Below are 25323 nucleotides of genomic sequence, written 5' to 3'. Positions count from 1 at the left end.
GCTACCTCACCCCTCGAAGCCGCGGGAGGGTCCGAAGTCTCCGGAAAACATGGCATCTGGACGGTCCGACCGTAGAAATCGGGCCAGATGGGCCATGCCCGGGCGGACTTCTGACCGCGGAGTAAGTAGCTGGAGCGGGAATCTCCACCGAATCTGTACGCGGCACTTACGCGGGTTCCGGGTGCGACGGCACGACCGGACCGCGGTGCAGACGGTCGCCGCCCGCGAGGATCGCCGCCGCGAGGGCGTCCGCCGCCTCCTGCGCGGTGTCTCTGCGGCGCCCGTGCAGGAGCACGAAATCCACATCCCCGAGCTCCGGCAGCCCTGCCCTCGACGGCACCGGCACGAGGCCGGGCGGGATGAGCCCCCGGGTGTGTGCCATCACCCCCAGGCCCGCGCGGGCCGCCGCGACGAGTGCGCTCAGGCTCGCACTCGTACACGCGAAACGCCATGACCTGCCGTGTTCCTCCAGCACCTCCAGGGCGCGCGCTCTGGTGATGCCGGGAGGCGGGAAGGCGATCAGCGGGAGCGGGCGCTCCGGGTCGATCCGCAGCTGAGGAGCGCCGATCCACGTCAGGGTGTCCTGCCAGACCAGCTCGCCGTGGGTGTCCCCGGCGCGGCGCTTCGCCAGCACCAGGTCGAGCCGGCCCGCCGCGAGCTGCCGGTGCAGCGCGCCGGAAAGCTCCACCGTCAGCTCCAGTTCGACTTCCGGGTGCTCCCGCCTGAAGGACTCCAGAATCTCCGGAAGCCGGGTCAGGACGAAGTCCTCGGAGGCCCCGAAGCGCAGTCGTCCGCGCAGCCGCGTGCCCGTGAAGAACGCCGCCGCCCGCTCGTTGGCCTGCAGGATCGTCCGGGCGAAGCCCAGCATCGCCTCGCCGTCCTGGGTGAGGTCGACCCGGTGCGTGTCCCGGCTGAACAGCTGCCTGCCGGCCGCGGACTCCAGCCGCCGGACGTGCTGGCTCACCGTGGACTGCCGGACGCCGAGCCGGCGGGCCGCCTGGGTGAAGCTCAGGGTCTGGGCGACTGCCAGGAAGGTGCGGAGCTGGACCGGGTCGTACATGGAACGAGGCTATCGCGAATCGTGATGACAGTCAGTGCGGTGTACCGGATTCCCGATCGCGGTGCCCGGGGGCACGATGGGCAGGGCCCGACCCCGCCGAGAGAGCACGGAGCACATGAGCCGCCGCACCAGCCGCCGTATCCCCGCACTGCCGTCATGGCTGCCGGTCGACCCCTACATCCTGGCGCTGATCGGCACGGTGGTACTCGCTGCGCTGCTACCGGTGTCCGGGACCGGAGCCGAGGTGGCGGGCGGGGCGTCGACCGGAGCGGTGGCGCTGTTGTTCTTCCTCTACGGAGCGCGTCTCTCGACCGCCGAGGCACTCGACGGCCTGAAGCACTGGCGACTCCACCTCACCGTCCTGGCCTGCACCTTCATGGTCTTCCCGCTGCTCGGGCTCGCCAGCCACGGACTGGTCCCGCATGTGCTGACCCCGCAGCTCCAGGACGGGTTCCTCTTCCTGTGTCTGGTGCCCTCGACCATCCAGTCGTCGATCGCCTTCACCTCGATGGCCCGCGGCAACGTGCCGGCCGCCATCTGTGCCGGCTCCTTCTCCAGCATCGCCGGGATCCTGCTGACGCCACTGCTGGCCGCCGCGCTGCTCGGCGGGAGCGGGGGCGGCTTCTCCGCGGACTCCCTGCTGAGGATCGGCCTCCAGCTGCTGGCCCCCTTCCTCGCGGGGCAGCTGCTGCGCCGCTGGGTCGGAGGTTTCATCGGACGCCACCGCAAGGTGCTGGGCTACGTCGACCGAGGCTCGATCCTGCTCGTCGTCTACACGGCCTTCAGCGAGGGCATGGTGGCCGGGATCTGGAACCAGGTCACCCCGCTCAGGCTCGGTGCGCTGCTCGCCGCCGAGGCGGTGCTGCTGGCCGTCATGCTCACGGTGAGCTGGTACGGGGCCAAGCGGCTGGGCTTCGGGCGGGAGGACCGGATCGCCATCCAGTTCGCCGGGTCGAAGAAGAGCCTGGCGGCCGGGCTGCCGATGGCCAGCGTCCTGTTCGGTGCGCACGCCGGCCTCGCGGTGCTGCCCCTGATGCTCTTCCACCAGATGCAGCTGATGGTCTGCGCGGTGATCGCCAAGCGCCGCTCCCGCGACCCGCTGCCGGAGGCAGCCCCGGCCAGGCCTGCTCCGGCAGAGGCGCTGAACTGACCCGGCGGCGCGGCTCGGGCCCGATGAGCGGCGGCTGCTGCGTGGCCTCTGCACGTGCGAGTTCATGAGACGAACGCCTTGCGTCCGGTGCGCCGCCCGGCAGCATGCGAGGATCGAACGATGGACAATCCCCGCCGTGAACTACTGCGCTGGCAGTTCGACATGACCTGGTCACTGTTCACGTACCACTTGGAGCGGCTCGCGCCCGAGGACTTCCTGTGGGAGCCCACTGACCTGACCTGGACGGTGCGCCCGGACGCCGCGGGGAACTGGCTGCCGGACTGGGCCGATACCGAGCCCGACCCCGTTCCCGTTCCCACCATCGGCTGGGTGAGCTGGCATGTCGGCTGGTGGTGGAGCACTGCCATCGATCACGCGCAGGGACGTACGCCCCGTGAGCGTACCGACGTCACCTGGCCGGGCAACGGCCCGGCGGCCGTCGCCTGGCTACAGGATCTGCGCACCCAGTGGGTGGCGGTCCTCGACGAACTCACCGACGGCGATCTGGACGCCGCTTCCACACTCCCGTGGCAGACCCCGCCGGACAACACCGTCGGGCACATGATCGCCTGGCTGAACGCCGAGCTGATGAAGAACGTCGCTGAGATCGGGCAGCTGCAGCTGATCCGGGCGGCCTCGAAGTCGCAGATCTCGTCCGGGCGAAGGCGCGCCTGACGCGAGCGCGGACCTTGCGGTGCGAGGTGTACTGGTCCGCGCAGTGATCCGAACGAAGCGATGAAGCGCGGACCTACGGTTCCTGACCAGTGTTCGTAGGCGGCCGGAGCAGAGGTCCAAGCCCTCGTCCCGGGCCCTTGCGCCTCCGTACCTGTGGTGTCTCGCCGTCTGCCAGGGCTCCGTCGCCGACAGGGTGGAGCTTCATGTCCGGCCTCGGCGAAGGCTCCTTGCCGCCCGTGCGGTACACAGCGGGCAGCTGGCCGAAATACCCGCAGGTGTAGGAGGAGCCGGCCAGCAGCTCGGCCGTGACCCGTACACCGCTGAGTTCCTCGGCGAGAGCGAGCATGCCCGGCCGGCCCGGGTCCTCGCCCTGAGGACCGAGATCAAAACCGACACGCCGCATGGCCTCGACGAGGTCGTCCGGAGTGCTGCCGTGGCGTTTACGAGGCCGTTCGAACCTCGTCCGGAGCTCACCGTCCTCCCACCAGCTGAAGGATGTTCTTCCGCTGGCGTTCTGGTAGTGGGAGAGAGCTCGTGTCGATTTCGAGGCCGGCTCCATGTACTCGCCGGACTCACCGATCCAGCCGTTGAGCTCGACGGCGAGGGTCCATGGGCCGTCGTGGCCAAGCACCTGCGTGGCGCCGATGAACTGCCAGTGGTCGTCCACGTCCAGGGGATCGGTCCAGTGCGTCGAGGACAGACCCCTCAGCCCTTCCTGGTCGGGGTACGGAGTGACGCCCAGCCGGGCCAGAAACTCTTTCGGTGTCTGCCCCTTGATGTAGGTCATGCAGTACATGGAACGCAGCTCGTTGTGCTCGAACCACGAGTACTCGGAAGCAGAAGGACGCATGGCCGGAACATTTTCACGTACCACTGACACCTGGTCCTGATTCGAGCGGGAGGTCCTGGCGTCATCGCCGGTGTGCGGGGCGCCCCGTATGCCGGCGAGTCCGAGGCCGGTCCGGCTGCGGGCGTTGGCCTCGGCGACGCGGGCGCTCAGCAACTCGGCCGGGCCGAGCGGCCGGAGGCGGGACGGCTCCGCGTCCCACTCGCGGCCACCGCCGAGCGGGCGGAGCTGGAGGTGCGGGCCGTCGTGGCCCATCACCAGGCCCACCCGGCCGCTCCCGTCGTCGTACACGGCTGTCCCCACCCAGGGGGCACCGTCATCCGTCACCTGGCCGTTCCGTTCCTGATCACTGCGGCGAGGGCGAGCGCCACGGGAGCGGAGCAGACGCCGAGGTGTACGAGGGCGTAGCGGGCAGGCCGCGCGCTGTCGTCGCCCTCCGTGTCCGGCCACGGGGTACGCACATCCATCATGGGCAGTTGGATACCGGCGCCGCTCAGTGCGGCGGCGAGGGCGTCCCGCGCGTCGACGGCCTCCTGGATCCTGGCCGTGGCCGGGTGTTCTGCCTGAGGGGCGGGAGCGTTGGCCTGGGGCGTCCTGCGGGGGTGGGACGGCTTCTGCGACGGCGGCGTCATAGGTGTCTTCCTTCGGTTGTGCTTTCGCGGATTCCTCTGCCTGACCACACGCCTGTGGCTACGGTGCGTGAGGGAGTCACTGCGAGGGTGGCCCGGTCAGGGGCCCGACACACCGAGGGCAAGGTGTGCTTCTCCGGCGGGTCCCGCACGTTCCACACGTTCCACGGAGGACACGATGCCGACGAGGCGAGCGGTTACGGGCCGCAGCAGGGAACCACGTGCACGGTTCGCGGAGGAGCTGCGGCACCTGCGTACCGAGCGCGGCGAAAGCCTGCGACAGCTCGGCGAACGGCTGGGCTGGGACTGGTCGTTGTTCGGGAAGATGGAGAAGGGCGAGACGGTCGGCGGGCCGGAGGTGGTGCAGGCGCTGGACCAGTACTACGGGACGCCGGGGTTGCTGCTGGCCATGTGGGAGCTGGCGATCAGTGACCATTCGCAGTTCAAGGAGCGCTACCGGCGGTACATGGCGCTGGAGTCGGAGGCGACGAGTCTGTGGCACTTCGCGGTGGGGGTACTGCCGGGGGTGTTGCAGACAGAGGCCTACGCACGGGAAGTCCTCGCAGCGGGGCGGCTCAGCGGCGAGGAGATTGATGTGCAGGTGAAAGCTCGCCTGACTCGGCGCGATCTGCTTGAGGGGAAAGGGGCGGCGCACTTCCGCTCGATCCTGTCCGAGACGGTGCTCTGCACCCCGCTTCGGGAGTCGAGTGCGTGGCGGGAGCAACTGAAGCATCTGCTGGAGGTGGCCGACACGGCGCAGACGGTCGTGCAGGTGCTGCCTCACAGTGCTGGTGCGCACAGTTTGTCGAGTACCGATGTGATGTTCCTACGCGTCGCCCAGGGGCGTACGGTGGCGTACGTGGAAAGTGCCAGCCACGGCACCCTGATCGAGGAATCTCGGCAGGTTGAAGAGCTTCAGCAAATGTACGATTCGGTGCGCGACTTGGCGCTGTCCCCGGGTGAGTCGCGTAAGCACATCTCGCGCTTGTTGGAGGAAATTCCGTGCGATCCATCGACCTGAGTGCGGCTGCTTGGCGAAAGAGCAGTTACAGCAACTCTGATGGCGGCCAATGCGTAGAGGTTTCCGACGACTTCGCTGATGTCGTCCCGGTGCGTGACAGCAAGAACTCACGCGGCCCCGCGCTCACGTTCGCGGCGGACGGCTGGTCGTCGTTCGTCTCGGCCGTGAAGGACGACGTCCTGAGTACCTGAGGCAGCGGTTGCATGAGGTGGCCCCGTTGACCAGTGACCGGTCAACGGGGCCACCGGCGTCCCCGTCCGTGCGGACCTGCACAAGGCTGCGCGCAGCATAGGCCCGGCCGGCGCAGGGGGCGCTCCCCGTCGGCCGGACCCCTGCCCCGTGCAGCGGGCGGGCCTCAGCCCTGGCCCACCGCCGCCTCGAGGGCGATGCGGTGGTCACCCGCGTACACGTTCATGGACTGCCCCCGCAGGAAGCCGACGAGCGTCAGTCCGCTCTCGGCCGCGAGGTCCACGGCCAGCGACGACGGGGCCGAGACCGCCGCCAGCATCGGGATCCCCGCCATCACCGCCTTCTGCACCAGTTCGAAGGACGCCCGCCCCGACACCAGCAGGATCGCCTGCGAGAGCGGGAGCCGGTCGTCCGTGAGGGCGCGCCCCACGAGCTTGTCGACCGCGTTGTGACGGCCGACGTCCTCACGGATGTCCAGCAGCTCACCCTCCGGCGAGAACAGCGCCGCCGCGTGCAGGCCCCCGGTCCGGTCGAACACCCGCTGTGCCTCGCGCAGCCGGTCGGGGAGGGCCGAGAGCAGCGCGGGCGTCACCCGGACCGGGGGATTGTCGGCGACGGGGTGGCGGGTCGTGGTGCGGACCGCGTCGAGGCTCGCCTTGCCGCACAGACCGCAGGAGGACGTGGTGTAGACGTTGCGCTCCAGCGTGATGTCGGGGACCACGACGCCGGGCGCGAGCTGCACGTCCACCACGTTGTACGTGTTCACACCGTCGGCCGTCGCCCCGGCGCAGTACACGATCGACTGCACCTCGGAACCCTCGCCGATCACCCCCTCGCTCACCAGGAACCCCGCCGCCAGCGCGAAGTCGTCGCCCGGCGTGCGCATCGTGATGGCGAGCGGCTTGCCGTTCAGCCGGATCTCCAGGGGCTCCTCCGCGACGAGGGTGTCGGGGCGGGTCGTGACCACCCCGTCCCGGATGCGGATGGTGCGGCGACGCTCGGTGACCCGTCCCATAGCCGTCAATCCCGATTCTGTACGTGTTGGAAGCCGAATCGGCCCTTGATACAGAGGTTGCCATGGGTGACCGGGTTGTCGTGCGGCGAGGTGACCTTGACGATCTCGTTGTCCGGCACGTGCGGGGTCACGTTGCAGCCCACGCCGCAGTAGGCACAGACGGTCGTGGTCTGCGTCTGCGCGTGCTCGTCCCACGTCCCTGCCGCCCGCATGCCGTTCCGTGCTGAACGAAAGCGCACCGGTCGGGCACACCGCGACGCACTTGTAGCAGAGGATGCACTTGTCGTTCGCGGACGTACAGATCGTGGTCGATTTCCCACTGCTCGTTCATCCGGGCGGCGTCCGCGCCGAAGCGTTCCGGCTTCGCCTCTCCGACCACTGCGACTTTCGCGTTCGGTGAGAGGACCGAGCGAGGCTGTCACCCCGACAGAATATTGTCTACAGTATTCGTTCGAGCCGGGGGCAATACGTGTGACAGCGGGTGTCTTGTCCGTCGCGATTCCGGTGGTGCCGTCGGAGTGGCCTCGAGAGTTCCCAAGGAGCTGTTCGAGACGCTCCAAGGTCGGGCCCGTATTCCTGTGGGGTTACGTGCCCTTGTACCGATCGGTAGCAACCAAGACTGGACAGTCCTGCCAGACGTAGCGAGGGGAACCCGTACATGACCGGCTCACGTGTCGTGGCGCTCGGCCACTATCAGCCTGCCAAGGTCCTCACCAACGACGACCTGGCGGCCATGGTCGACACCAGCGACGAGTGGATCACCAGTCGGGTCGGCATCAGGACCCGGCACGTGGGCGGCCCCGACGAACCTGTGGACGAGCTGGCCGCGCACGCCGCGGCCAAGGCGCTGGCGTCGGCCGGACTGCAGCCCGCGGACATCGACATGGTCCTCGTCGCCACCTCCACGGCCATCGACCGCTCGCCGAGCATGTCCGCCCGGGTCGCCGCGCGACTGGGCATGAGCTCACCGGCCGTGATGGACATCAACGTGGTGTGCTCCGGATTCACCCACGCGCTCGCCACCGCCGACCACGCCGTCCGGGCGGGGGCCGCCACGCGGGTGCTCGTCATCGGCGCCGACAAGATGGGTGACATCGTCGACTGGACGGACCGGTCCACCTGCGTCCTCATGGGCGACGGGGCGGGTGCCGCGGTCGTCACCGCAGACCCCGACGCCGGTGACAGGCCCGGGATCGGTCCCGTCCTGTGGGGTTCCGTGCCCGGGATGGGCAACGCCGTACGGATCGAGGGCACGCCGCCGCGGTTCGCGCAGGAGGGGCAGTCCGTCTACCGATGGGCCACCACGCAGCTGCCGCCGATCGCCCGCAAGGTCTGTGAACGGGCGGGGGTCGCGCCCGAGGACCTCGCCGCGGTGGTGCTGCACCAGGCCAACCTGAGGATCATCGAGCCCGTCGCCCGGAAGATCGGCGCGGTCAACGCGGTCATCGCCCGGGACGTGGTGGATTCCGGCAACACCTCGGCCGCGTCGATCCCCATGGCCCTGTCCAAACTGGTGGAGCGCGGCGAGGTCGAGAGCGGTGCGCCGGCCCTGCTCTTCGGTTTCGGTGGGAATCTTTCGTACGCGGGTCAGGTGATCCGCTGCCCCTGAGGCCCCCGGCGTGGCATTGTGCTCGGTAGACTGTAGACGATAAGCAATTGCCCGGCGCCCGGAGGGGGACCGCGATGTTGTCCGCAGGACTGCCGCAAGGAACGGTGCCGAAGCTGGAGAGGCCGGGGCCGTTGCGCGAGCGCGTCTACGAGGCGCTCCTGGAGCTGATCACCACGCGCGCCCTCCGTCCCGGCCAGCACCTGGTGGAGAGTGAGCTGGCCGGGCACCTGGGGGTATCGCGGCAGCCGGTGCGTGAGGCCCTCCAGCGGCTCAACACCGAGGGCTGGGTCGACCTGCGCCCCGCGCAGGGTGCGTTCGTCCACGAACCCACCGAGGAGGAGGCGGACCAGCTGCTCTCGGTCCGCACCCTGCTGGAGGCCGAGGCCGCCCGGCTGGCCGCCGCCAACGCCGGGCGGCCGGGCATCGAGGCGCTGGAGGAGCTGTGTTCGCAGGGTGAGCGGGCCGTCGCCGCCGACGACGTGGACCTCGCCGTCGCCACGAACGCCGCGTTCCACGCCAAGGTCATGGAGCTGGCCGGTAACGTCGTCCTGTCCGAGCTCGCCGCCCAGGTGGACCGCCGGGTCCGCTGGTACTACACACCGGTGGCCCGCCAGCGCGGCACCCGCTCCTGGATCGAGCACCGGGAGCTGATCGCGGCGATCGCCTCCCGGGACGAACAGCGGGCGACCGAGGTCATGCGGGCGCACACCGAGCACACCCGACAGACGTATCACCGGCGCGAACAGGCCTGATCCTCGTTCGGGCAAGGCCGGGGCCGAATGCGCCCCGGCCTTTTCCGTGCCCGCCTGGTCAAGGCGTCCTGACGTCAGGCGCCTCGAAGGGAGGGTGCGGGAGCGGGACAGCCGCCGCTCGCCCGCGCCGGGGCACCCGGACTCCTCACCCTGCGCGAGGTGCTGCCCGCGAGGTGCCGTCCGCGAGGCGGCGACTCGCCAGGCGGCGGCACGGGCCTTCGCGGGCGACGTGGAGGGTGACCGCTGAACCGGTGCGGCCGCCCTCGAGGCGCATCTTTGTCCTGAGTGTGGAGAAAGTTGGAGCTGATTCGTGCGCAACTTCTTCCCACTCCGGTAAACCGCTGCTACGTTCCCCTCGAAAGCCCGACGGACTGGCCGATGTGGCGGGGAGGGACGCGTGAGACGCATGACGGCACGACCCGCGAACACGCACCAGGCACGACTGCTCCGGCTGTTGCGTGACGGAGGGCCCAACTCCCGTGCGCAGCTGGGTGATCAGGTCGACCTCTCGCGCTCGAAGCTCGCAGTCGAGGTGGACCGGCTGCTGGAGACCGGCCTCGTCGTGGCCGACGGACTCGCCGCGTCCCGCGGTGGCCGCCGTTCCCACAACATCCGGCTCGCCCCCGGGCTGCGCTTCCTGGGCGTCGACATCGGTGCCACGTCCATCGATGTGGCCGTGACCAACGCCGAGTTGGAGGTCCTCGGCCACCTCAACCATCCGATGGACGTGCGGGAGGGGCCCGTCGCGGTCTTCGAGCAGGTGCTCACGATGGCGGCCAAGCTCCGGGCCTCCGGGCTCGCCGAAGGCTTCGACGGCGCCGGCATCGGCGTGCCGGGACCCGTCCGCTTCCCCGAGGGCGTACCGGTCGCGCCGCCGATCATGCCCGGCTGGGACGGTTTCCCGGTCCGTGAGGCGCTCAGCCAGGAACTGGGCTGCCCCGTCATGGTCGACAACGACGTGAACCTGATGGCGCTGGGGGAGCAGCACGCGGGCGTCGCCCGTTCCGTGGGCGACTTCCTCTGCGTCAAGATCGGCACGGGTATCGGCTGCGGCATCGTGGTGGGCGGAGAGGTCTACCGCGGTACGACGGGCAGCGCCGGAGACATCGGCCACATCCAGGTGGAACCGGACGGGCGGGCCTGCGCCTGCGGCAACCGGGGTTGCCTTGAAGCACACTTCAGCGGCGCGGCCCTCGCCCGTGACGCCGAGGACGCGGCCCGCACCGGCCGGTCCGCCGAGCTGGCGGCGCGGCTGGACGGCGCCGGGAAGCTCTCGGCCATCGATGTGGCCGCCGCCGCGGCGGCCGGTGACCCCACGGCTCTGGACCTGATCCGCGAGGGCGGTAACAGGGTCGGTCAGGTCATCGCCGGACTCGTCAGCTTCTTCAACCCGGGCCTCGTCGTGATCGGCGGCGGGGTGACCGGGCTCGGCCACAACCTGCTGGCCAGCGTCCGCACCCAGGTCTACCGGCAGTCCCTGCCGCTGGCCACGGGCAACCTCCCCATCGTCCTCGGTGAGCTGGGGCCCGTCGCCGGAGTCACCGGTGCGGCCAGGCTCATCAGCGACCACCTGTTCTCGCCGGCCTGATGCCAGGGCCGGCGCGCCGTACGGCACGCGTACCGCAGCTCCATCCGTAAGCAGCCTGTTCCGAGCTCCGCCCGCAGGACCGCACAGCACGAGCACAGCACCACCACCCAGCAGTTCCGTCCGCAGTACGGCACCGCCGGCACTGCGCCCTGCCCGCTCACCGGCCTACCCCGAGCTCTCGGCCTCGCCCGAGCAGGGGAGACCTCGTTCGCCGAGGGGATCCGTCATGGCACCAGAACCACCCCTGCTCACGATGTCCGGCATCACCAAGTCGTTCCCCGGTGTACGCGCCCTCGACGGCGTGGACCTGGAGGTGCTCGCCGGTGAAGTGCACTGCCTCCTCGGCCAGAACGGCGCCGGCAAGTCCACCCTCATCAAGGTGCTGGCCGGAGCCCACCAGCCCGACGGCGGCGCCATCACCTGGTGCGGCGAACCGGTCCAGCTCTCCTCGCCGATCACGGCGATGCGCCTGGGAATCGCCACCATCTACCAGGAACTCGACCTGGTGGAGGGTTTGTCGGTCGCGGAGAACGTCTTCCTCGGACACGAACCGACCAGCGCGGGCTTCGTCGTCCGGACCCGGGAGGCCCGCACCGGGGCCGCCGCTCTCCTGAAACGCCTCGGGCACCCGGAGATAGACCCGGCGCGCCTGGTCGGCGACCTCTCCGCCGCCCACCAGCAGATCGTCTCCATGGCCCGGGCGCTCTCCCACGACGTACGGCTCATCGTCATGGACGAGCCGTCCGCGGCGCTGGACCCCGACGAGGTCGACAACCTCTTCCGCATCGTCGACGGGCTCACCGCCGACGGGGTGGCCGTCGTCTACATCTCGCACCGGCTGGAGGAGATCCGCCGCATCGGCGACCGGGTGACCGTGCTCAAGGACGGCAGGGCCGTCGCCGTCGGCCTCCCCGCCAAGTCCACCCCCACGCGCGACATCGTTGCCATGATGACCGGCCGCAACGTCGAGTACGTCTTCCCGGAGCGGCCCGTCCCCGGGGGCCGCTCCGCGGCCGAACCCGTGCTGAAGGTCGAAGGACTGTGCCGCAAGGGCGAGTTCGAACCCGTCGACCTGGAGCTGAGGCCCGGTGAGATCGTCGGCCTGGCCGGACTCGTCGGCTCGGGACGCTCCGAGATCCTGGAGACCGTCTACGGTGCCCGCAAGCCGACCGCGGGCCGCGTCCTCGTCGGCGGCACACCCTTGCGCCCCGGCAGCGTCCGGGCCGCCGTGGCCGCCGGAATCGGCCTGGCACCGGAGGAACGCAAGGCGCAGGCACTGCTGTTGACGGAATCGGTCACCCGCAACGTGTCGGTCTCCTCCCTGTCCCGCTTCGCCCGCGCCGGCTGGATCGACCGGGGCACCGAGCGAGAGGCCGCCAGGACCGCGACCCGCGAACTCTCCCTGCGGCCCGACAACCCCGACGCAGCTGTCCGCACCCTCTCCGGCGGCAACCAGCAGAAGGCGGTCCTGGCCCGCTGGCTGCTGCGGGGATGCCGGGTCCTGCTGCTCGACGAACCCACCCGCGGCGTCGACGTCGGCGCCCGCGCCGAGCTCTACGCCGTGATCCGCCGGCTGGCCGACGAAGGCCTCGCCGTTCTGCTCGTCTCCAGCGAAGTGCCCGAAGTGCTGGGCCTCGCCGACCGGGTGCTGGTCCTCCGGGAGGGCCGTGTCGTGCACACGGCCGACGCCAGGGAGCTCGACGAGCACCGTGTCCTCGACCTCGTCATGGAAGGGAGCCCGACGTCATGACACAGCCCGCACCGTCGGCGCAGCACCACGGGCCGGAGAAGGGGACCGTGTCCGGCCCCGCCCCCGCGCCGCCCTCGAAGCCGGGCGGTCGCCCGCGCGCACTCGGCCTGCGCATCGACGTCCGTAACCTGTCGTTGCTCGGCGTACTGGCCGTGCTGGCACTCGTCGGTGGCCTCACCGAACCCGACGCGTTCCTGGACACCGGGAACCTCCAGCTGATCCTGACGCAGTCCTCCGTCATCGGCGTCGTCACCGTCGGCGTGACCCTGGTCATCATCGGCGGCGGCATCGACCTGTCGGTCGGCGCGATGGTGGCCCTCGCCTCGGTCTGGGCGACCACGCTCGCCACCCAGGACTTCGGCTTCGCGGGCATCCTCTTCACCGCCGTGATCGTCGGACTCGCCGCCGGGCTCGTCAACGGCGTCCTCATCGCCTACGGGCGTCTGGTCCCCTTCATCGCCACGCTTGCCATGCTCGCCTCGGCCCGCGGGCTGGCCCTGCAGATCACCGACGGCAAGACACAGATCGTCACCGTCCAGTCGGTCCTCGACCTGGGCCTGCCCGACGCCTACGTGCTGGGCATCCCGCCCCTGGTCCTGGTCTTCGCCGCGGTCACCGTCGTCGGCTGGCTGATCCTGAACAGGACGACGTTCGGACGGCGCACGGTCGCCATCGGCGGCAACGCGGAGGCGGCCAGGCTCGCCGGCATCGACGTACGACGCCAGCGGCTCTACCTCTACCTGCTCTCCGGGCTGTGCTGCGGCATCGCCGCCTTCATGCTGATCATCCTGTCGGGCTCCGGCCAGAACACCAACGGCAATCTGTACGAACTCGACGCCATCGCCGCCGCGATCATCGGAGGCACCCTCCTGAGCGGGGGCCGGGGCACCATCGTCGGCTCCGTGCTCGGGGTCCTCATCTTCACCACGATCACCAACATCTTCGCGCTGAACAACCTGCAGAGCGACGTCCAGCAGATCGCCAAGGGCGCCATCATCGTCGCCGCCGTCCTGGTCCAGCGCCGCACGCTCCGCAACGGCGAGACCTGACCCCTCCGCTTCACCGCCGGCCCACCCGCAGTTCCGTCATGCACGACATCGGATGAAGGGTTCGACAGCCATGCCAGAAACCAGCCGCAGAGGACTGCTCTTCGGCACCGCGGCCGTCTCCGCGGGAGCCTTCCTCACCGCTTGTACCAGCAACGAGCCCAAGGAGAAGGCGACCGCGCAGAACAACCAGCCCGCCGCCGACGACAAGCCGGGCACGCCCGTCACCATCGGCTTCGCGGGGCCCCAGGCCGACCACGGATGGCTCAACGCCATCAACGTGCAGGCCAAGTCGCGGGCCGAGAAGTACTCCGAGGTGACCCTGGAGATCACCGAGGGCTCCAACGACACCGCCGCCCAGATCGGCCAGGTCAAGACCCTCATCAACAAGAAGGTCGACGTGCTCGTCGTCCTCCCCGCCGACGGCAAGGCGCTCACCCAGGTCGGCCTGGAAGCCATGAAGGCCGGTATCCCGGTCGTCAACCTGGACCGCATCTTCGCCTCACCGCAGGCCTACCGCTGCTGGGTCGGCGGTGACAACTACGGCATGGGCCTCAACGCCGGGCACTACATCGGTGAGCAGCTCAAGGACAAGGCCGGCGCCAAGGTCGTCGAGCTCGCCGGCATCGACAACCTGGAACTCACCAAGCAGCGCAGCCAGGGCTTCGCCGACGCGCTGAAGAACTACTCCAACATCGAGCTGGTGGCCCGTCAGGCCGCCGACTTCACCGTGGAGTCGGGCCAGGCGAAGATGGCGCAGCTCCTCCAGGCGCAGAAGCAGTTCGACGCCCTGTGGAACCACGACGACGACCAGGGCGTCGGCGCGCTGCGGGCCATCCAGCAGGCCGGCCGCGACGAGTTCATCATGGTCGGCGGAGCGGGCGCCAAGTCCGCCATGGATGCCATCAAGGCCGACAACAGCGTGCTGAAGGCCACCGTGCTCTACCCGCCCACGATGGCCGCCTCCGCGATCGACCTGGCGCGCGCCCTCGGCCAGAGCAAGGGCATCTCCGGTCTCTCGGAGATGGAGATCCCGACCTCGCTGACCCTCTACTCGGCCGTGGTGACGAAGGAGAACATCGACCAGTACCTGCCGACGGGCTTCAGCTGATCCAGCACCGCCGCCGCCACCGAACCACCGACGAGGAGGAAGCCCGCATGGCCCGTAGGGAAGAAACGGAGCAGGTGACCGAGGCACCGCCGCCGACGGCGACGCTCGGCGTCGGCATGGTCGGATACGCGTTCATGGGCGCCGCCCACTCCCAGGGGTGGCGCACCGCGGGACACGTCTTCGACCTGCCGGTGAGACCCGCTCTCGCCGCGATCTGCGGACGCGACCGTACGGCCGTCGAGGCCGCCGCGGCCCGCCACGGGTGGGCTGCGGCGGAGACCGACTGGCGTGCCCTGATCGCCAGGGACGACGTGCAGCTGGTCGACATCTGCACCCCCGGCGACAGCCATGCGGAGATCGCCATCGCCGCTCTGGAGGCGGGCAAGCACGTGTTGTGCGAGAAGCCGCTCGCCAACACGGTCGCCGAGGCGGAGGCCATGGTGGAGGCCGCGGAGCGGGCTGCCGCACGCGGGCAGGTGGCGATCGTGGGCTTCAACTACCGCAAGGTGCCGGCCCTCACCTACGCCCGCACGCTGATCGAGGAGGGGAGGCTGGGGGCCCTGCGGCACGTGCGGGCCACCTATCTCCAGGACTGGCTCGTCGACCCCGAATCGCCGCTCACCTGGCGGCTCGAGCGTGAACGTGCGGGATCCGGCGCGCTGGGTGACCTCGGGGCACACATCGTCGACCTCGCCCAGTACCTCGCCGGGGAGCCACTGGTCGGGGTGTCGGCGGTGAGCGAGACCTTCGTACGCGAGAGGCCCGTGCTCGCCGGAGCTGCCGCCGGACTCTCGGGTGCCGCGGACGGTACCGCACGGGGGGTGGTCACCGTCGACGACGCGACCCTGTTCACCGGGCGGCTGGCATCGGGGGCGCTCGCCTCCTTCGAGGCGACCAGGATGGCGGCGGGCCGCAAGAACGCCCTGCGGCTGGAGATCAACGGAGAGCTGGGCTCGATCGCCTTCGACCTGGAACGGCTCAACGAACTCTCCTTCCACGACCACACCGAACCCGCCACCAGCGCGGGTTTCCGCCGGATCCTCGTCACCGAACCCCAGCACCCCTATCTGGAGGCGTGGTGGCCGCCGGGCCACGGACTGGGGTACGAGCACACCTTCGTCCACCAGGCCCGTGACGTGGTGCGCACGATCGTCGAAGGGCGCCCTCCCGTCCCCTCGTTCGCCGACGGGCTCCAGGTGCAGCGGGTCCTCGCCGCTGTCGAGGAGAGCGCCGCCAAGAACTCCGTACACACCCCGGTTCTCCTCTAGGAGGTTACGCGCATGCCCCGTCCCTTCACCCTCTTCACCGGCCAGTGGGCCGACCTGCCCCTGGAGGAGGTCTGCCGGCTGGCCCGGGACTTCGGCTACGACGGGCTCGAACTCGCCTGCTGGGGCGACCACTTCGAGGTCGACAAGGCCCTGTCGGATCCCGGCTACCTCGACGGCCGGCGTCAGCTGCTCGACAAGTACGGTCTGAAGTGCTGGGCGGTCTCCAACCACCTGGTCGGCCAGGCCGTCTGCGACAGCCCGATCGACGAGCGCCACCAGGGCATCCTGCCCGCACGGATCTGGGGGGACGGGGAGCCCGAAGGCGTACGCCGGAGGGCGGCCGAGGAGATCAAGAACACCGCCCGCGCGGCGGCCGCCTTCGGGGTCGACACGGTCATCGGCTTCACCGGGTCGTCGATCTGGCACCTGGTCGCCATGTTCCCGCCGGTCCCGCCGCACATGATCGAGCGGGGCTACGAGGACTTCGCCGAGCGGTGGAACCCGATCCTGGACGTCTTCGACGCCGAGGGTGTGCGCTTCGCCCACGAGGTCCACCCGAGCGAGATCGCGTACGACTACTGGACCACGCACCGGGCCCTGGAGGCCGTGGGCCACCGGCCCGCTTTCGGGCTGAACTTCGACCCGAGCCACTTCGTGTGGCAGGACCTCGACCCGGTCGGTTTCCTGTACGACTTCCGGGACCGCATCTACCACGTGGACTGCAAGGAGGCCCGGAAACGTCTCGACGGCCGCAACGGACGCCTCGGCTCCCATCTGCCGTGGGGCGATCCACGGCGTGGCTGGGACTTCGTCTCGGCGGGGCACGGAGACGTGCCGTGGGAGGACGTCTTCCGGATGCTGCGGTCCATCGGTTACCAGGGGCCGGTCTCCGTGGAGTGGGAGGACGCGGGCATGGACCGGCTGACCGGGGCGCCCGAGGCGCTGGCCTCGCTGAAGCGGTTCGACTTCGACCCGCCGAGCGCGTCGTTCGACGCGGCGTTCGGAGGGGCCGACTAGTCAGGGCCCCCGGGCCCCGGGGGCCCCGCCCCCGGGGCGGAGCCCCCGGCCCTGGGACGGCGACAGGGGAACAACCCCGCAGGGCAGGCGCCCCGGGGCGGTCCCGCCTGCCCGTACGCCCCTTTGTCCACCCATGGGTAAAAGTTCAACTCAGCACCTGCGCAAGGGCTTTCCGTACCGGACGAACACAGCTACCGTCCCATACGTGTACACGACATGACTCGCGTCACCGGGGCCCCACAACCCCGTTGACGAGCGCGGCAGTCCCCGCGCGGAACGGCAGAACGCACCCGCCCGAACAACCGGCACACTCCGGAGGACGCACGTGCACAGAAGCAGCAGACGGCTCCGCGCCCGAAAGACACTCGCCCTCTTCACCGGCGGACTTCTCGCCGCCGCAACCCTCACGCTGGGCTCCTCGCCCGCCGCCACCGCCGACGTCAAGGCAGCCACGGCCGCCCAGGACGCCGCCGAGGACTTCCAGCAGGTCACCCTCGCCAAGGGTGCGGCCGAGACCGGCGAACCCATCTCGCTGGCGGTGCTCCCCGACCGCAGCGTGCTGCACACCTCGCGGGGCGGCGAGCTGCGGATCACCGACAGTGCCGGCAACACGCGGGTCTCCGGCACCATCCCCGTCTACTCGCACGACGAGGAAGGCCTCCAAGGGGTCGGGATCGACCCGGGCTTCGCGGAGAACCGGGCGATCTACCTCTACTACGCGCCCCCGCTGGACACGCCCGCCGGCGATGCCCCGGAGAACGGCACCGCTGCCGACTTCGCGAAGTTCGACGGTGTGAACCGGCTCTCCCGCTTCGTGCTCAACGAGGACGGCACCCTCGACAACGCCAGCGAGAAGAAGGTCCTCGACATCCCCGCCACGCGCGGCATGTGCTGCCACGTCGGCGGAGACATCGACTTCGACGCGGCCGGCAACCTCTACCTCTCGACGGGTGACGACTCCAATCCGTTCTCCTCGGACGGATTCTCCCCGCTCGACGACCGGCCCGACCGGAACCCGGCGTTCGACGCCCGCCGCACCTCCGGCAACACCAACGACCTGCGTGGCAAGGTCCTGCGGATCAAGGTCGCCGACGACGGCTCGTACACCGTGCCCGAGGGCAACCTCTTCGAGCCCGGCACGGAGAAGACCCGTCCCGAGATCTACGCGATGGGCTTCCGCAACCCGTTCCGCTTCAGCGTCGACAAGGCGACCGGCATCCTCTACGTGGGGGACTACGGCCCGGACGCCGGCGCGGCGGACCCGAACCGCGGGCCTGCCGGACAGGTGGAGTTCGCCCGGGTGACGAAGCCCGGAAACTTCGGCTGGCCGTACTGCACCGGGGCCAACGACCCGTACCGCGACTACGACTTCGCGACCAAGACCTCCGGGCCGGCCTTCGACTGCGCCGCCCCGAAGAACGAGTCGCGGCACAACACCGGCCTGGTCGACCTGCCGCCGTCCGAGGCCGCCTGGATCCCGTACGACGGTGCGTCCGTACCCGAGTTCGGCACCGGTTCCGAGTCCCCCATGGGCGGGCCCGTCTACCGCTACGACGCCGATCTCGACTCGCCGGTGAAGTTCCCCGAGGAGTACGACGGCGACTTCTTCGCCGGAGAGTTCGGCCGGCAGTGGATCAAGCGCGTCGAGCAGGACGCCGACGGTGCCGTCCAGTCCATCGACGACATCCCGTGGACCGGGACCCAGGTGATGGACATGGCGTTCGGGCCCGACGGCGCGCTGTACGTCCTCGACTACGGCCTCTCCTGGTTCGGAGGCGACGAGCACTCGGCGCTGTACCGCATCGAGAACGCCACGGGCGGACGCTCACCCATCGCCGAGGCCTCCTCGAACAAGACGTCCGGCGTCGCCCCGCTCAAGGTGAAGTTCTCCTCGGCCGGGACGGCCGACGGTGACGGCGACGCCCTGACGTACGCCTGGGACTTCGGGGACGGCGGTACGTCCACGGCCGCCAACCCCACGTACACGTACAAGAAGAACGGCACCTACGTCGCCACCGTGACCGCCGAGGACCCGACGGGCCGCACCGGTTCGGCGAGCGTGCACGTGACCGTGGGCAACACCGCGCCCGTGGTCGACATGCAGTTCCCGTCCGACGGACAGCTGTTCGAGTTCGGTGACGAGGTGCCGTTCAAGGTGACCGTCACCGACCCGGAGGACGGCACCATCGACTGCACCAAGGTCGAGGTCAAGTTCACCCTGGGCCATGACAGCCACGGCCACGACATCACCACCGAGCACGGCTGCGAGGGCACCATCAAGACCGCCATGGAGGGCGGACACGACCCGAACGCCAACATCTACGGCGGGATCTCGGCGTCCTACACCGACGGTGGCGGCGGCGGACAGGCCGCACTGACCGGCCGTGACGGGGCGAAGCTCCAGCCGCGCCACCGTCAGGCCGAGCACTTCGACGACTCCTCCGGCGTCACCACGCCGAGCAAGACCACCGCCCACGGTGGCAGGACCGTCGGCGACATCGACAACGACGACTGGATCTCCTTCACCCCCTACATCCTCGACGGCTCCACCAAGCTCACCGCCCGCACCTCCTCGGCGGGAGCGGGAGGCTTCCTCGAAGTGCGGGCCGGATCGCCCACCGGCAAGATCCTCGGCTCCGCGCCCGTCCCGGTGACCGGCAGCTGGGACACCTTCCAGGACATCGACGTGCCGCTGCGCGGTGCCCCGAAGAAGGCCACGGAACTCTTCCTGGTCTTCAAGGGCGGAGCGGGAGCCCTGTACGACGTGGACGACTTCGAGCTCTCGAACAGCCCGGTCGACCGGACCGCGAAGCGCGTCCTCGTCTTCTCCAAGACCGGCGGCTTCCGGCACGACTCGATCCCCGCAGGGATCACCGCGCTGAAGGAACTGGGCAAGGACACCAACATCACGGTCGACTCCACCGAGGAGGCCGGCCAGTTCACGACCAGTAACCTGGCGCGCTACGACGCCGTCGTCTTCCTGTCCACGACCGGCGACATCCTGAACGCCGAACAGAAGAAGGCGTTCGAGAACTTCGTGTCCACCGGCGGCGGTTACATGGGTGTGCACGCCGCGGCCGACACCGAGTACGACTGGGAGTTCTACGGCGGACTCGTCGGGGCCTACTTCGACTCGCACCCGCAGATCCAGCCCGCGACCGTCCGCGTGGAGAACCACGACCACCCGGCGACCGCGCACCTGGACGAGGCCTGGGACCGTACCGACGAGTGGTACAACTACCGCACCAACCCGCGGGACAAGGCCCAGGTCCTCGCCACGCTGGACGAGACCACGTACACCGGCGGCACCATGAAGGGCGACCACCCGATCGCCTGGTGCCAGGCGTACCAGGGCGGACGCTCCTTCTACACCGGCCTCGGCCACACCAAGGAGTCCTACGCCGAACCCGCCTTCCGCCAGCACCTGCTGGGCGGTCTGCGCTACGCCTCCGGGCAGGTGAAGGCCAACTGCAAGCCGGACACCGGCTACCGGTCGATCTTCAACGGCAAGACGCTCGAGGGCTGGAAGCAGGCCGGCCCCGGGAAGTTCGCCGTGGCCGACGGTGAGCTGCGCTCCGAGGGCGGCATGGGCCTGCTGACCTACCAGGCCAAGGAGCTGAAGGCGTACTCGCTGAAGCTCGACTGGAAGATGGCGGGTGACGACAACTCAGGTGTCTTCGTCGGCTTCCCCGAGTCGGACGACCCGTGGTCCGCGGTGAACAAGGGCTACGAGGTCCAGATCGACGCCACCGACGCGGCGGACCGCACGACCGGCGCCGTCTACACCTTCAAGTCCGCCGACATCAAGGCGCGTGACCGGGTTCTGCGGCCGCCCGGGCAGTGGAACAGCTACGAGATCAAGGTCCAGGGGGGGGGGGGGGGGGGGGGGGGGGGGGGGGGCGCCCCCCCCCCCCCCCGGGGGGGGGGGGGGGGGCTTCCCCCCCCCCCCCCCGCCGTGCACCACCCCCTCTTCATCCCCCCAGGGAGGCAGCCAGTGACCGCACATGCCGTTCGTACCGGAGTCTGGTTCATCGGAGCACGCGGCTCCGTCGCCACCACCGCCACCGCGGGGTGCGCGGCCATCGCGGCAGGGCTCCACCCGCCGACCGGCATGGTCACCGAGACACCACCCTTCGCCGACAGCGGGCTGCCGCCGCTGACCACCCTCGTCTTCGGCGGCCACGACACCCTCGACTGTCCCCTGCCCAAGCGGGCGGAGGCCCTCGCGGCGGGAGGAGTGCTCCCCTACGGGCTGCCCTCGGCCGTCGAGGCGGAACTCACCGCAGCCGACGCGGAGATACGGCCCGGCGGGCCGCTCCCCGGCGACACCCGCACCGATCAGGAGCTCGTCGCCGCCTTCGCAGCCGACATCGAGGGCTTCGCCCGTCGTCACGGACTGGCCCGTACGGTCGTCATCAACGTCGCGTCCACCGAACCCGCCCCCGGCGAGGACGACTCCCGACTGCCCGCCAGCTCCCTCTACGCGGCGGCAGCGCTCCGCGCCGGCTGTCCGTACGTCAACTTCACCCCCTCCACAGGGATGCACAGCCCGCACCTCCGGGAGACCGTCGAATCCTGCGGACTTCCCCACGCAGGACGCGACGGCAAGACGGGTCAGACACTGCTCCGCTCCGTGCTCGCACCGATGTTCGTCCAGCGCGCGCTGCCGGTGCGGGCCTGGTCGGGCACGAACCTGCTGGGCGGCGGGGACGGGGCGGCGCTGGCCGACCCGGCAGCGGCGGCGGCCAAGAACGCGGGCAAGGAACGCGTACTCGCCGACACGCTCGGGGCGGCCCCGGAGGGCGAGGTCCACATCGACGACGTACCTGCGATGGGGGACTGGAAGACGGCTTGGGACCACATAGCCTTCGACGGATTCCTCGGCTCGCGGATGATCCTCCAGACGATCTGGCAGGGCTGCGACTCCGCTCTCGCCGCACCGCTGATCCTGGACCTGGCCAGGCTGCTGGCCCGTGCCCACGAGAGGGGCATGACGGGACCACGGCCCGAACTCGGCTTCTACTTCAAGGACCCGGACGGCGGCCCCGCCGCGCTCCCCGAACAGTACGCGGCCCTGCTGGCCTTCGCCGCGCGCCTGCGGGCCGCACGGTGAGGCCGCTGCGGTTGCTCGCGGCGGTGATCGGCTCCCCGCGGCTGCTCGGCGCCCGCCCGGCGGCGCCCCCCTACAGCCTGTCCGGTGCGGGCGGGACTGCGCCCGCACCGGACAGGCCCGCGACCCGCGCGCGCCTCCGTGCCTGGGCCGAGCTGCTGCGCGTGTCCGCGCTGGTCACCGTGCCGGGCGACGCGCTCGCCGGCGCGGCCGCCGCGGGCCGTCGGCCCGGCCGGGGCACGGCACTCGCGGTCGGCGCGTCGCTGTGCCTCTACGAGGCGGGCATGGCACTCAACGACTGGGCCGACCGGGAGGAGGACGCCGTCGACCGCCCGCACCGCCCGATCCCCTCGGGCCGTGTCACCCCGGGGGCCGCCCTGGCCGCAGCGGCCGTCCTGACGGGGGCGGGCCTGGCCCTGGCCTCCCGCGCGGGCCGCCCGGCGCTGGCGGTGGCATCCGGACTGGCGGCCACCGTCTGGGCCTACGACCTGCGCCTCAAGCACACCCAGCTGGGACCGGCCGCCATGGCCACGGCCCGCACCTTGGACCTGATGCTCGGCGCGACCGCGACGGTGGCAACGATGTCGGCACAGCCCGGCAGGGGAGGGGCGGCCTCGCCCACCCGGTCCGCCACCGCGCCCACCCGGTCCGCCACCGCGCCCGCCCCGTCCGCCTCGCCCGCCCCGTCCGCCTCGCCCGCCCGGTCCGCCACCGCGCCCGCCCCGTCCGCCGCGCTCCCCGCGGCGCTCGCGCTCGGTGCCCACACCTACGCCGTGACCGCCGTCTCCCGGCACGAGGTGCAGGGCGGGTCGACCGCCGCGCCGATGGCGGCACTGGCCGGTGTCGCCGGAATCGGCGCCGCGCTCCTGCGCGTCCGGCCGGGGACGGGGGAGCCCTACCGCGCTCCCGCCGTACGGCTGCTGCTTCCCGCGTTCACCGCCGCCTACCTCCACACCTCGGCCGTCCCCCTCCTCCACGCGGCCCTCAACCCCTCCCCGCCCCTCACCCAGCGCGCCGTCGGAGGCGGTATCAGGGCGATGATCCCCCTGCAGGCCGCGCTGACGGCCAGGGCCGGGGCCCCCGTCGACGGGCTCGCGGTGATGGGGCTCGTGCCCCTCGCCCGCGCGCTCGCCCGGAAGGTGAGCGCCACATGACCCTCCGCCTCGGCTACGGCACCAACGGACTGACCGACCTCAGGCTGGACGACGCCCTCGGCCTCCTCGCCGACCTCGGCTACGACGGGGTCGGACTGACCCTCGACCACATGCACCTGGACCCGATGGCCCCCGACCTCGCCGCCCGCACCCGGCAGGTGGCCCGCAGACTCACCGGACTGGGCCTGGGCGTCACCGTCGAGACCGGCGCGCGCTACGTCCTCGACCCGAGGCGCAAGCACGGCCCCTCCCTCCTCGACCCCGACCCGGACGCCCGCGCGGCCCGCGCCGCACTCCTGGTCCGGGCCGTCGACGTGGCCGCCGACCTCGGAGCCCACGCCGTGCACTGCTTCAGCGGCATCACCCCGCCGGAGACCACCACGGAGACCGCGTGGCAGCGGCTCACCGGCGCCCTCGCCCCCGTACTGGAGGCCTCCGACCGCGCCGGCATCCCCCTCGCCGTCGAACCGGAACCCGGCCACCTCCTCGCCACGCTCGCCGACTTCCACCACCTGCGCACCCTCCTCGGTGACCCGGGCCCTCTCGGCCTCACCCTCGACATAGGCCACTGCCAGTGCCTGGAGCCCGCCTCGCCCGTCGACTGCGTGAAGGAGGCCGCCCCCTGGCTGCGGCACGTCCAGATCGAGGACATGCGACGCGGGATCCACGAACACCTGCCGTTCGGTGACGGCGAGATCGACTTCCCGCCGGTGCTCGAAGCGCTCGCCTCCAGCGGGTACGCCGGCCTCACCGTCGTCGAACTGCCCCGGCACTCGCACGCGGGTCCCGAACTCGCCCGCACGTCCATCGACTTCCTGCGCCGGGCCACCGGGACGACCGACGGAGCCGCACCGTGCTGATCAGCCGCGAAGAACTGGACGACCGGCTCAGGGGGGCGGCCAGGGCCTGGCTCGACGAAGCGCTCGCCGAGGCCGCGCACGCCGCGGCACACCCCGGCGCGGACAGCGGCAACCCGCCCTGGGAGCTGCGCTTCGCATCGGCGGGAAGGCACTGCGGACTCGAGAACGCCGATTCCGTACGGGCGCTGCTGCTCGTCGAAGCCCGTGCGGGGCTGCCCGCCGTGACCAGGCTCTATGAGCAGGGCACCGCCGCCGAACGCCGCGCCGTCCTTCTCACCCTGCACCGGCTCGACCTCGGCGCCACCGCACTTCCACTGGTCGAGGACGCCCTGCGCACCAACGACACCCGGCTGGTCGCCGCGGCTGTCGGCCCGTACGGCGCGGCCCACCTCGACGCGCACGGCTGGCGGCACGCCGTCCTCAAGTGCCTCTTCACGGAGGTCCCGGTCGAGGCCCTGGACCGACTCGGTGAACGGGCCCGCGACGACGCCGAACTCGCCCGCATGCTGAGCGACTTCGCAGCCGAACGCACCGCGGCGGGGCGAGCCGTGCCCGCCGGTCTGCGGACCGTCCTCGACCTCACGGCCCCGGCCCCCGCCCCCACCTCCACGGAGGAGTCCTGATGAGGATCTTCGACCCCCACATCCACATGAGCTCCCGCACCACGGACGACTACCAGGCGATGTACGACGCCGGGGTCCGCGCCCTCGTCGAACCCTCCTTCTGGCTCGGCCAGCCCCGGACCTCGCCCGCCAGCTTCTTCGACTACTTCGACGCCCTCCTCGGCTGGGAACCCTTCCGCGCGTCCCAGTACGGCATCGCCCACCACTGCACGATCGCCCTGAACCCCAAGGAGGCGAACGACCCCCGCTGCGCCCCCGTCCTGGACGCCCTGCCCCGCTACCTCGTCAAGGACTCCGTCGTCGCCGTCGGCGAGATCGGCTACGACTCGATGACCCCCGCCGAGGACACCGCGTTCGCCACCCAGCTGCAACTCGCCGCCGCGCACGGTCTTCCCGCGCTCGTCCACACACCGCACCGCGACAAGCTGGCCGGTCTGCACCGCACCATCGACGTCGTCCGCGAATCCGGCCTCGCCCCCGAGCTGGTCCTGCTCGACCACCTCAACGAGACGACCGTGAAGGACGCCCTCGACAGCGGCTGCTGGGCCGGATTCTCCATATACCCGGACACCAAGATGGACGAGGTCCGCATGATCACGGTTCTGCGGGGCTACGGCACCGACAGGATCCTCGTCAACTCGGCCGCCGACTGGGGAAAGAGCGACCCCCTGAAGACCCGCAAAGTGGCCGACACGATGCTGAAGGCCGGATTCGACGAGGACGACGTCGACAAGGTCCTCTGGCGCAACCCCGTCGCCTTCTACGGACAGAGCGGACGGCTCCAGCTCGACATCGCGGCCCCAGGCACCCTCCACGAGGGCAACTCCATCCTCCGCGGCGGGGAGTGAA

Annotated in this window: 21 protein-coding genes and 2 pseudogenes; 18 read left to right on the top strand and 5 right to left on the bottom strand. The window is 70.7% G+C overall.

Annotation, left to right across the window (positions count from 1 at the left end; translation table 11 throughout):
• Positions 1 to 166: 166 nt before the first annotated feature.
• The gene (locus OO67_RS25520) at positions 167 to 1060 is read right to left on the bottom strand and encodes a LysR substrate-binding domain-containing protein (RefSeq protein ID WP_033303769.1); all 894 of its coding nucleotides are present in this window, start codon (positions 1058 to 1060) and stop codon (positions 167 to 169) included.
• A gap of 115 nt (positions 1061 to 1175) precedes the next feature.
• Here OO67_RS25520 and OO67_RS25515 point away from each other — a divergent pair, with 115 nt between their 5' ends.
• Together OO67_RS25515 and OO67_RS25510 are read left to right on the top strand one after the other, a co-directional pair.
• On the top strand, positions 1176 to 2210 hold the full coding sequence (locus OO67_RS25515) for a bile acid:sodium symporter family protein (protein ID WP_033303768.1): 1035 nt from the start codon (positions 1176 to 1178) through the stop codon (positions 2208 to 2210).
• 120 nt (positions 2211 to 2330) lie between these two features.
• On the top strand, positions 2331 to 2885 hold the full coding sequence (locus tag OO67_RS25510) for a DinB family protein (RefSeq protein ID WP_033303766.1): 555 nt from the start codon (positions 2331 to 2333) through the stop codon (positions 2883 to 2885).
• A gap of 73 nt (positions 2886 to 2958) precedes the next feature.
• Here OO67_RS25510 and OO67_RS40125 read toward each other — a convergent pair whose 3' ends face one another.
• Positions 2959 to 4059 (bottom strand): DUF6461 domain-containing protein, encoded by a 1101-nt coding sequence (locus OO67_RS40125; RefSeq protein ID WP_382057018.1) that lies wholly within the window; start codon positions 4057 to 4059, stop codon positions 2959 to 2961.
• Positions 4056 to 4364 (bottom strand): hypothetical protein, encoded by a 309-nt coding sequence (locus tag OO67_RS25495; RefSeq protein ID WP_033303764.1) that lies wholly within the window; start codon positions 4362 to 4364, stop codon positions 4056 to 4058. The genes OO67_RS40125 and OO67_RS25495 overlap by 4 nt, the downstream gene beginning before the upstream one ends.
• Positions 4365 to 4539: 175 nt before the next feature.
• Here OO67_RS25495 and OO67_RS25490 point away from each other — a divergent pair, with 175 nt between their 5' ends.
• Together OO67_RS25490 and OO67_RS25485 are read left to right on the top strand one after the other, a co-directional pair.
• The gene (locus OO67_RS25490) at positions 4540 to 5382 is read left to right on the top strand and encodes a helix-turn-helix domain-containing protein (RefSeq protein WP_033303762.1); all 843 of its coding nucleotides are present in this window, start codon (positions 4540 to 4542) and stop codon (positions 5380 to 5382) included.
• Positions 5364 to 5573 (top strand): DUF397 domain-containing protein, encoded by a 210-nt coding sequence (locus OO67_RS25485; protein ID WP_033303760.1) that lies wholly within the window; start codon positions 5364 to 5366, stop codon positions 5571 to 5573. The genes OO67_RS25490 and OO67_RS25485 overlap by 19 nt, the downstream gene beginning before the upstream one ends.
• Positions 5574 to 5737: 164 nt before the next feature.
• Here the strand turns inward: OO67_RS25485 and fdhD are convergent, their stop codons facing one another.
• Positions 5738 to 6586: a formate dehydrogenase accessory sulfurtransferase FdhD gene (fdhD, locus tag OO67_RS25480; protein WP_033303758.1), complete on the bottom strand. Its 849-nt coding sequence runs from the start codon at positions 6584 to 6586 to the stop codon at positions 5738 to 5740.
• 5 nt (positions 6587 to 6591) lie between these two features.
• Positions 6592 to 6956 (bottom strand): annotated as a pseudogene (locus OO67_RS37150) (4Fe-4S binding protein); the annotation flags it as partial.
• 288 nt (positions 6957 to 7244) lie between these two features.
• Between OO67_RS37150 and OO67_RS25470 the strand changes: the two are divergent.
• The 14 genes and pseudogenes from OO67_RS25470 (at position 7245) to OO67_RS25410 (ending at position 25322) form a co-directional block, all read left to right on the top strand.
• Positions 7245 to 8195 (top strand): beta-ketoacyl-ACP synthase III, encoded by a 951-nt coding sequence (locus OO67_RS25470; RefSeq protein WP_033303755.1) that lies wholly within the window; start codon positions 7245 to 7247, stop codon positions 8193 to 8195.
• 74 nt (positions 8196 to 8269) lie between these two features.
• Entirely contained in the window at positions 8270 to 8947 is a 678-nt protein-coding gene (locus OO67_RS25465) for a GntR family transcriptional regulator (RefSeq protein ID WP_078598280.1), read from the top strand.
• 406 nt (positions 8948 to 9353) lie between these two features.
• Positions 9354 to 10535, top strand: a complete 1182-nt coding sequence (locus tag OO67_RS25460) for an ROK family transcriptional regulator (RefSeq protein ID WP_033303751.1) — start codon at positions 9354 to 9356, stop codon at positions 10533 to 10535.
• A 226-nt stretch (positions 10536 to 10761) separates the two neighbouring features.
• On the top strand, positions 10762 to 12285 hold the full coding sequence (locus OO67_RS25455) for a sugar ABC transporter ATP-binding protein (RefSeq protein ID WP_078598278.1): 1524 nt from the start codon (positions 10762 to 10764) through the stop codon (positions 12283 to 12285).
• Entirely contained in the window at positions 12282 to 13334 is a 1053-nt protein-coding gene (locus OO67_RS25450) for an ABC transporter permease (RefSeq protein WP_033303747.1), read from the top strand. The genes OO67_RS25455 and OO67_RS25450 overlap by 4 nt, the downstream gene beginning before the upstream one ends.
• Positions 13335 to 13404: 70 nt before the next feature.
• Complete coding sequence (locus OO67_RS25445; protein ID WP_033303745.1) at positions 13405 to 14442, top strand: substrate-binding domain-containing protein; 1038 nt, start codon at positions 13405 to 13407, stop codon at positions 14440 to 14442.
• A 47-nt stretch (positions 14443 to 14489) separates the two neighbouring features.
• Positions 14490 to 15710, top strand: coding sequence for a Gfo/Idh/MocA family protein (locus OO67_RS25440; RefSeq protein ID WP_033303744.1), 1221 nt, complete (start codon positions 14490 to 14492; stop codon positions 15708 to 15710).
• A 12-nt stretch (positions 15711 to 15722) separates the two neighbouring features.
• On the top strand, positions 15723 to 16727 hold the full coding sequence (locus OO67_RS25435) for a sugar phosphate isomerase/epimerase family protein (RefSeq protein WP_033303742.1): 1005 nt from the start codon (positions 15723 to 15725) through the stop codon (positions 16725 to 16727).
• Positions 16728 to 17052: 325 nt separating this feature from the next.
• Positions 17053 to 20598: pseudogene (locus tag OO67_RS25430) on the top strand (ThuA domain-containing protein); the annotation flags it as partial.
• Between the two features lie 84 nt (positions 20599 to 20682).
• Positions 20683 to 21840: an inositol-3-phosphate synthase gene (locus OO67_RS40120; protein WP_244300328.1), complete on the top strand. Its 1158-nt coding sequence runs from the start codon at positions 20683 to 20685 to the stop codon at positions 21838 to 21840.
• 23 nt (positions 21841 to 21863) lie between these two features.
• Positions 21864 to 22991: an SCO3242 family prenyltransferase gene (locus OO67_RS25425; RefSeq protein WP_244300323.1), complete on the top strand. Its 1128-nt coding sequence runs from the start codon at positions 21864 to 21866 to the stop codon at positions 22989 to 22991.
• On the top strand, positions 22988 to 23851 hold the full coding sequence (locus tag OO67_RS25420; RefSeq protein ID WP_033303738.1) for a sugar phosphate isomerase/epimerase family protein: 864 nt from the start codon (positions 22988 to 22990) through the stop codon (positions 23849 to 23851). The genes OO67_RS25425 and OO67_RS25420 overlap by 4 nt, the downstream gene beginning before the upstream one ends.
• Complete coding sequence (locus tag OO67_RS25415) at positions 23845 to 24474, top strand: EboA domain-containing protein (RefSeq protein WP_033303737.1); 630 nt, start codon at positions 23845 to 23847, stop codon at positions 24472 to 24474. The genes OO67_RS25420 and OO67_RS25415 overlap by 7 nt, the downstream gene beginning before the upstream one ends.
• Positions 24474 to 25322 (top strand): TatD family hydrolase, encoded by an 849-nt coding sequence (locus OO67_RS25410; protein WP_033303735.1) that lies wholly within the window; start codon positions 24474 to 24476, stop codon positions 25320 to 25322. The genes OO67_RS25415 and OO67_RS25410 overlap by 1 nt, the downstream gene beginning before the upstream one ends.
• The last annotated feature ends 1 nt before the right edge of the window (position 25323 follow it).

It is taken from the genome of Streptomyces atroolivaceus (genome assembly GCF_000717025.1).
GTDB classification, from domain to species: Bacteria; Actinomycetota; Actinomycetes; order Streptomycetales; family Streptomycetaceae; genus Streptomyces; species Streptomyces atroolivaceus.
Note: the sequence above shows the minus strand (reverse complement) of the source record. Positions and strands in the feature narration are given on the sequence as shown.

Bases quoted from the DNA above. Each gene is read 5' to 3' on its own strand.
- OO67_RS25520 (WP_033303769.1), bottom strand. From the start codon at position 1,060: ATGTACGACCCGGTCCAGCTCCGCACCTTCCTGGCAGTCGCCCAGACC.
- OO67_RS25515 (WP_033303768.1), top strand. From the start codon at position 1,176: ATGAGCCGCCGCACCAGCCGCCGTATCCCCGCACTGCCGTCATGGCTG.
- OO67_RS25510 (WP_033303766.1), top strand. From the start codon at position 2,331: ATGGACAATCCCCGCCGTGAACTACTGCGCTGGCAGTTCGACATGACC.
- OO67_RS25495 (WP_033303764.1), bottom strand. From the start codon at position 4,364: ATGACGCCGCCGTCGCAGAAGCCGTCCCACCCCCGCAGGACGCCCCAG.
- OO67_RS25490 (WP_033303762.1), top strand. From the start codon at position 4,540: ATGCCGACGAGGCGAGCGGTTACGGGCCGCAGCAGGGAACCACGTGCA.
- fdhD (WP_033303758.1), bottom strand. From the start codon at position 6,586: ATGGGACGGGTCACCGAGCGTCGCCGCACCATCCGCATCCGGGACGGG.
- OO67_RS25470 (WP_033303755.1), top strand. From the start codon at position 7,245: ATGACCGGCTCACGTGTCGTGGCGCTCGGCCACTATCAGCCTGCCAAG.
- OO67_RS25465 (WP_078598280.1), top strand. From the start codon at position 8,270: ATGTTGTCCGCAGGACTGCCGCAAGGAACGGTGCCGAAGCTGGAGAGG.
- OO67_RS25460 (WP_033303751.1), top strand. From the start codon at position 9,354: ATGACGGCACGACCCGCGAACACGCACCAGGCACGACTGCTCCGGCTG.
- OO67_RS25455 (WP_078598278.1), top strand. From the start codon at position 10,762: ATGGCACCAGAACCACCCCTGCTCACGATGTCCGGCATCACCAAGTCG.
- OO67_RS25450 (WP_033303747.1), top strand. From the start codon at position 12,282: ATGACACAGCCCGCACCGTCGGCGCAGCACCACGGGCCGGAGAAGGGG.
- OO67_RS25445 (WP_033303745.1), top strand. From the start codon at position 13,405: ATGCCAGAAACCAGCCGCAGAGGACTGCTCTTCGGCACCGCGGCCGTC.
- OO67_RS25440 (WP_033303744.1), top strand. From the start codon at position 14,490: ATGGCCCGTAGGGAAGAAACGGAGCAGGTGACCGAGGCACCGCCGCCG.
- OO67_RS25435 (WP_033303742.1), top strand. From the start codon at position 15,723: ATGCCCCGTCCCTTCACCCTCTTCACCGGCCAGTGGGCCGACCTGCCC.
- OO67_RS25420 (WP_033303738.1), top strand. From the start codon at position 22,988: ATGACCCTCCGCCTCGGCTACGGCACCAACGGACTGACCGACCTCAGG.
- OO67_RS25410 (WP_033303735.1), top strand. From the start codon at position 24,474: ATGAGGATCTTCGACCCCCACATCCACATGAGCTCCCGCACCACGGAC.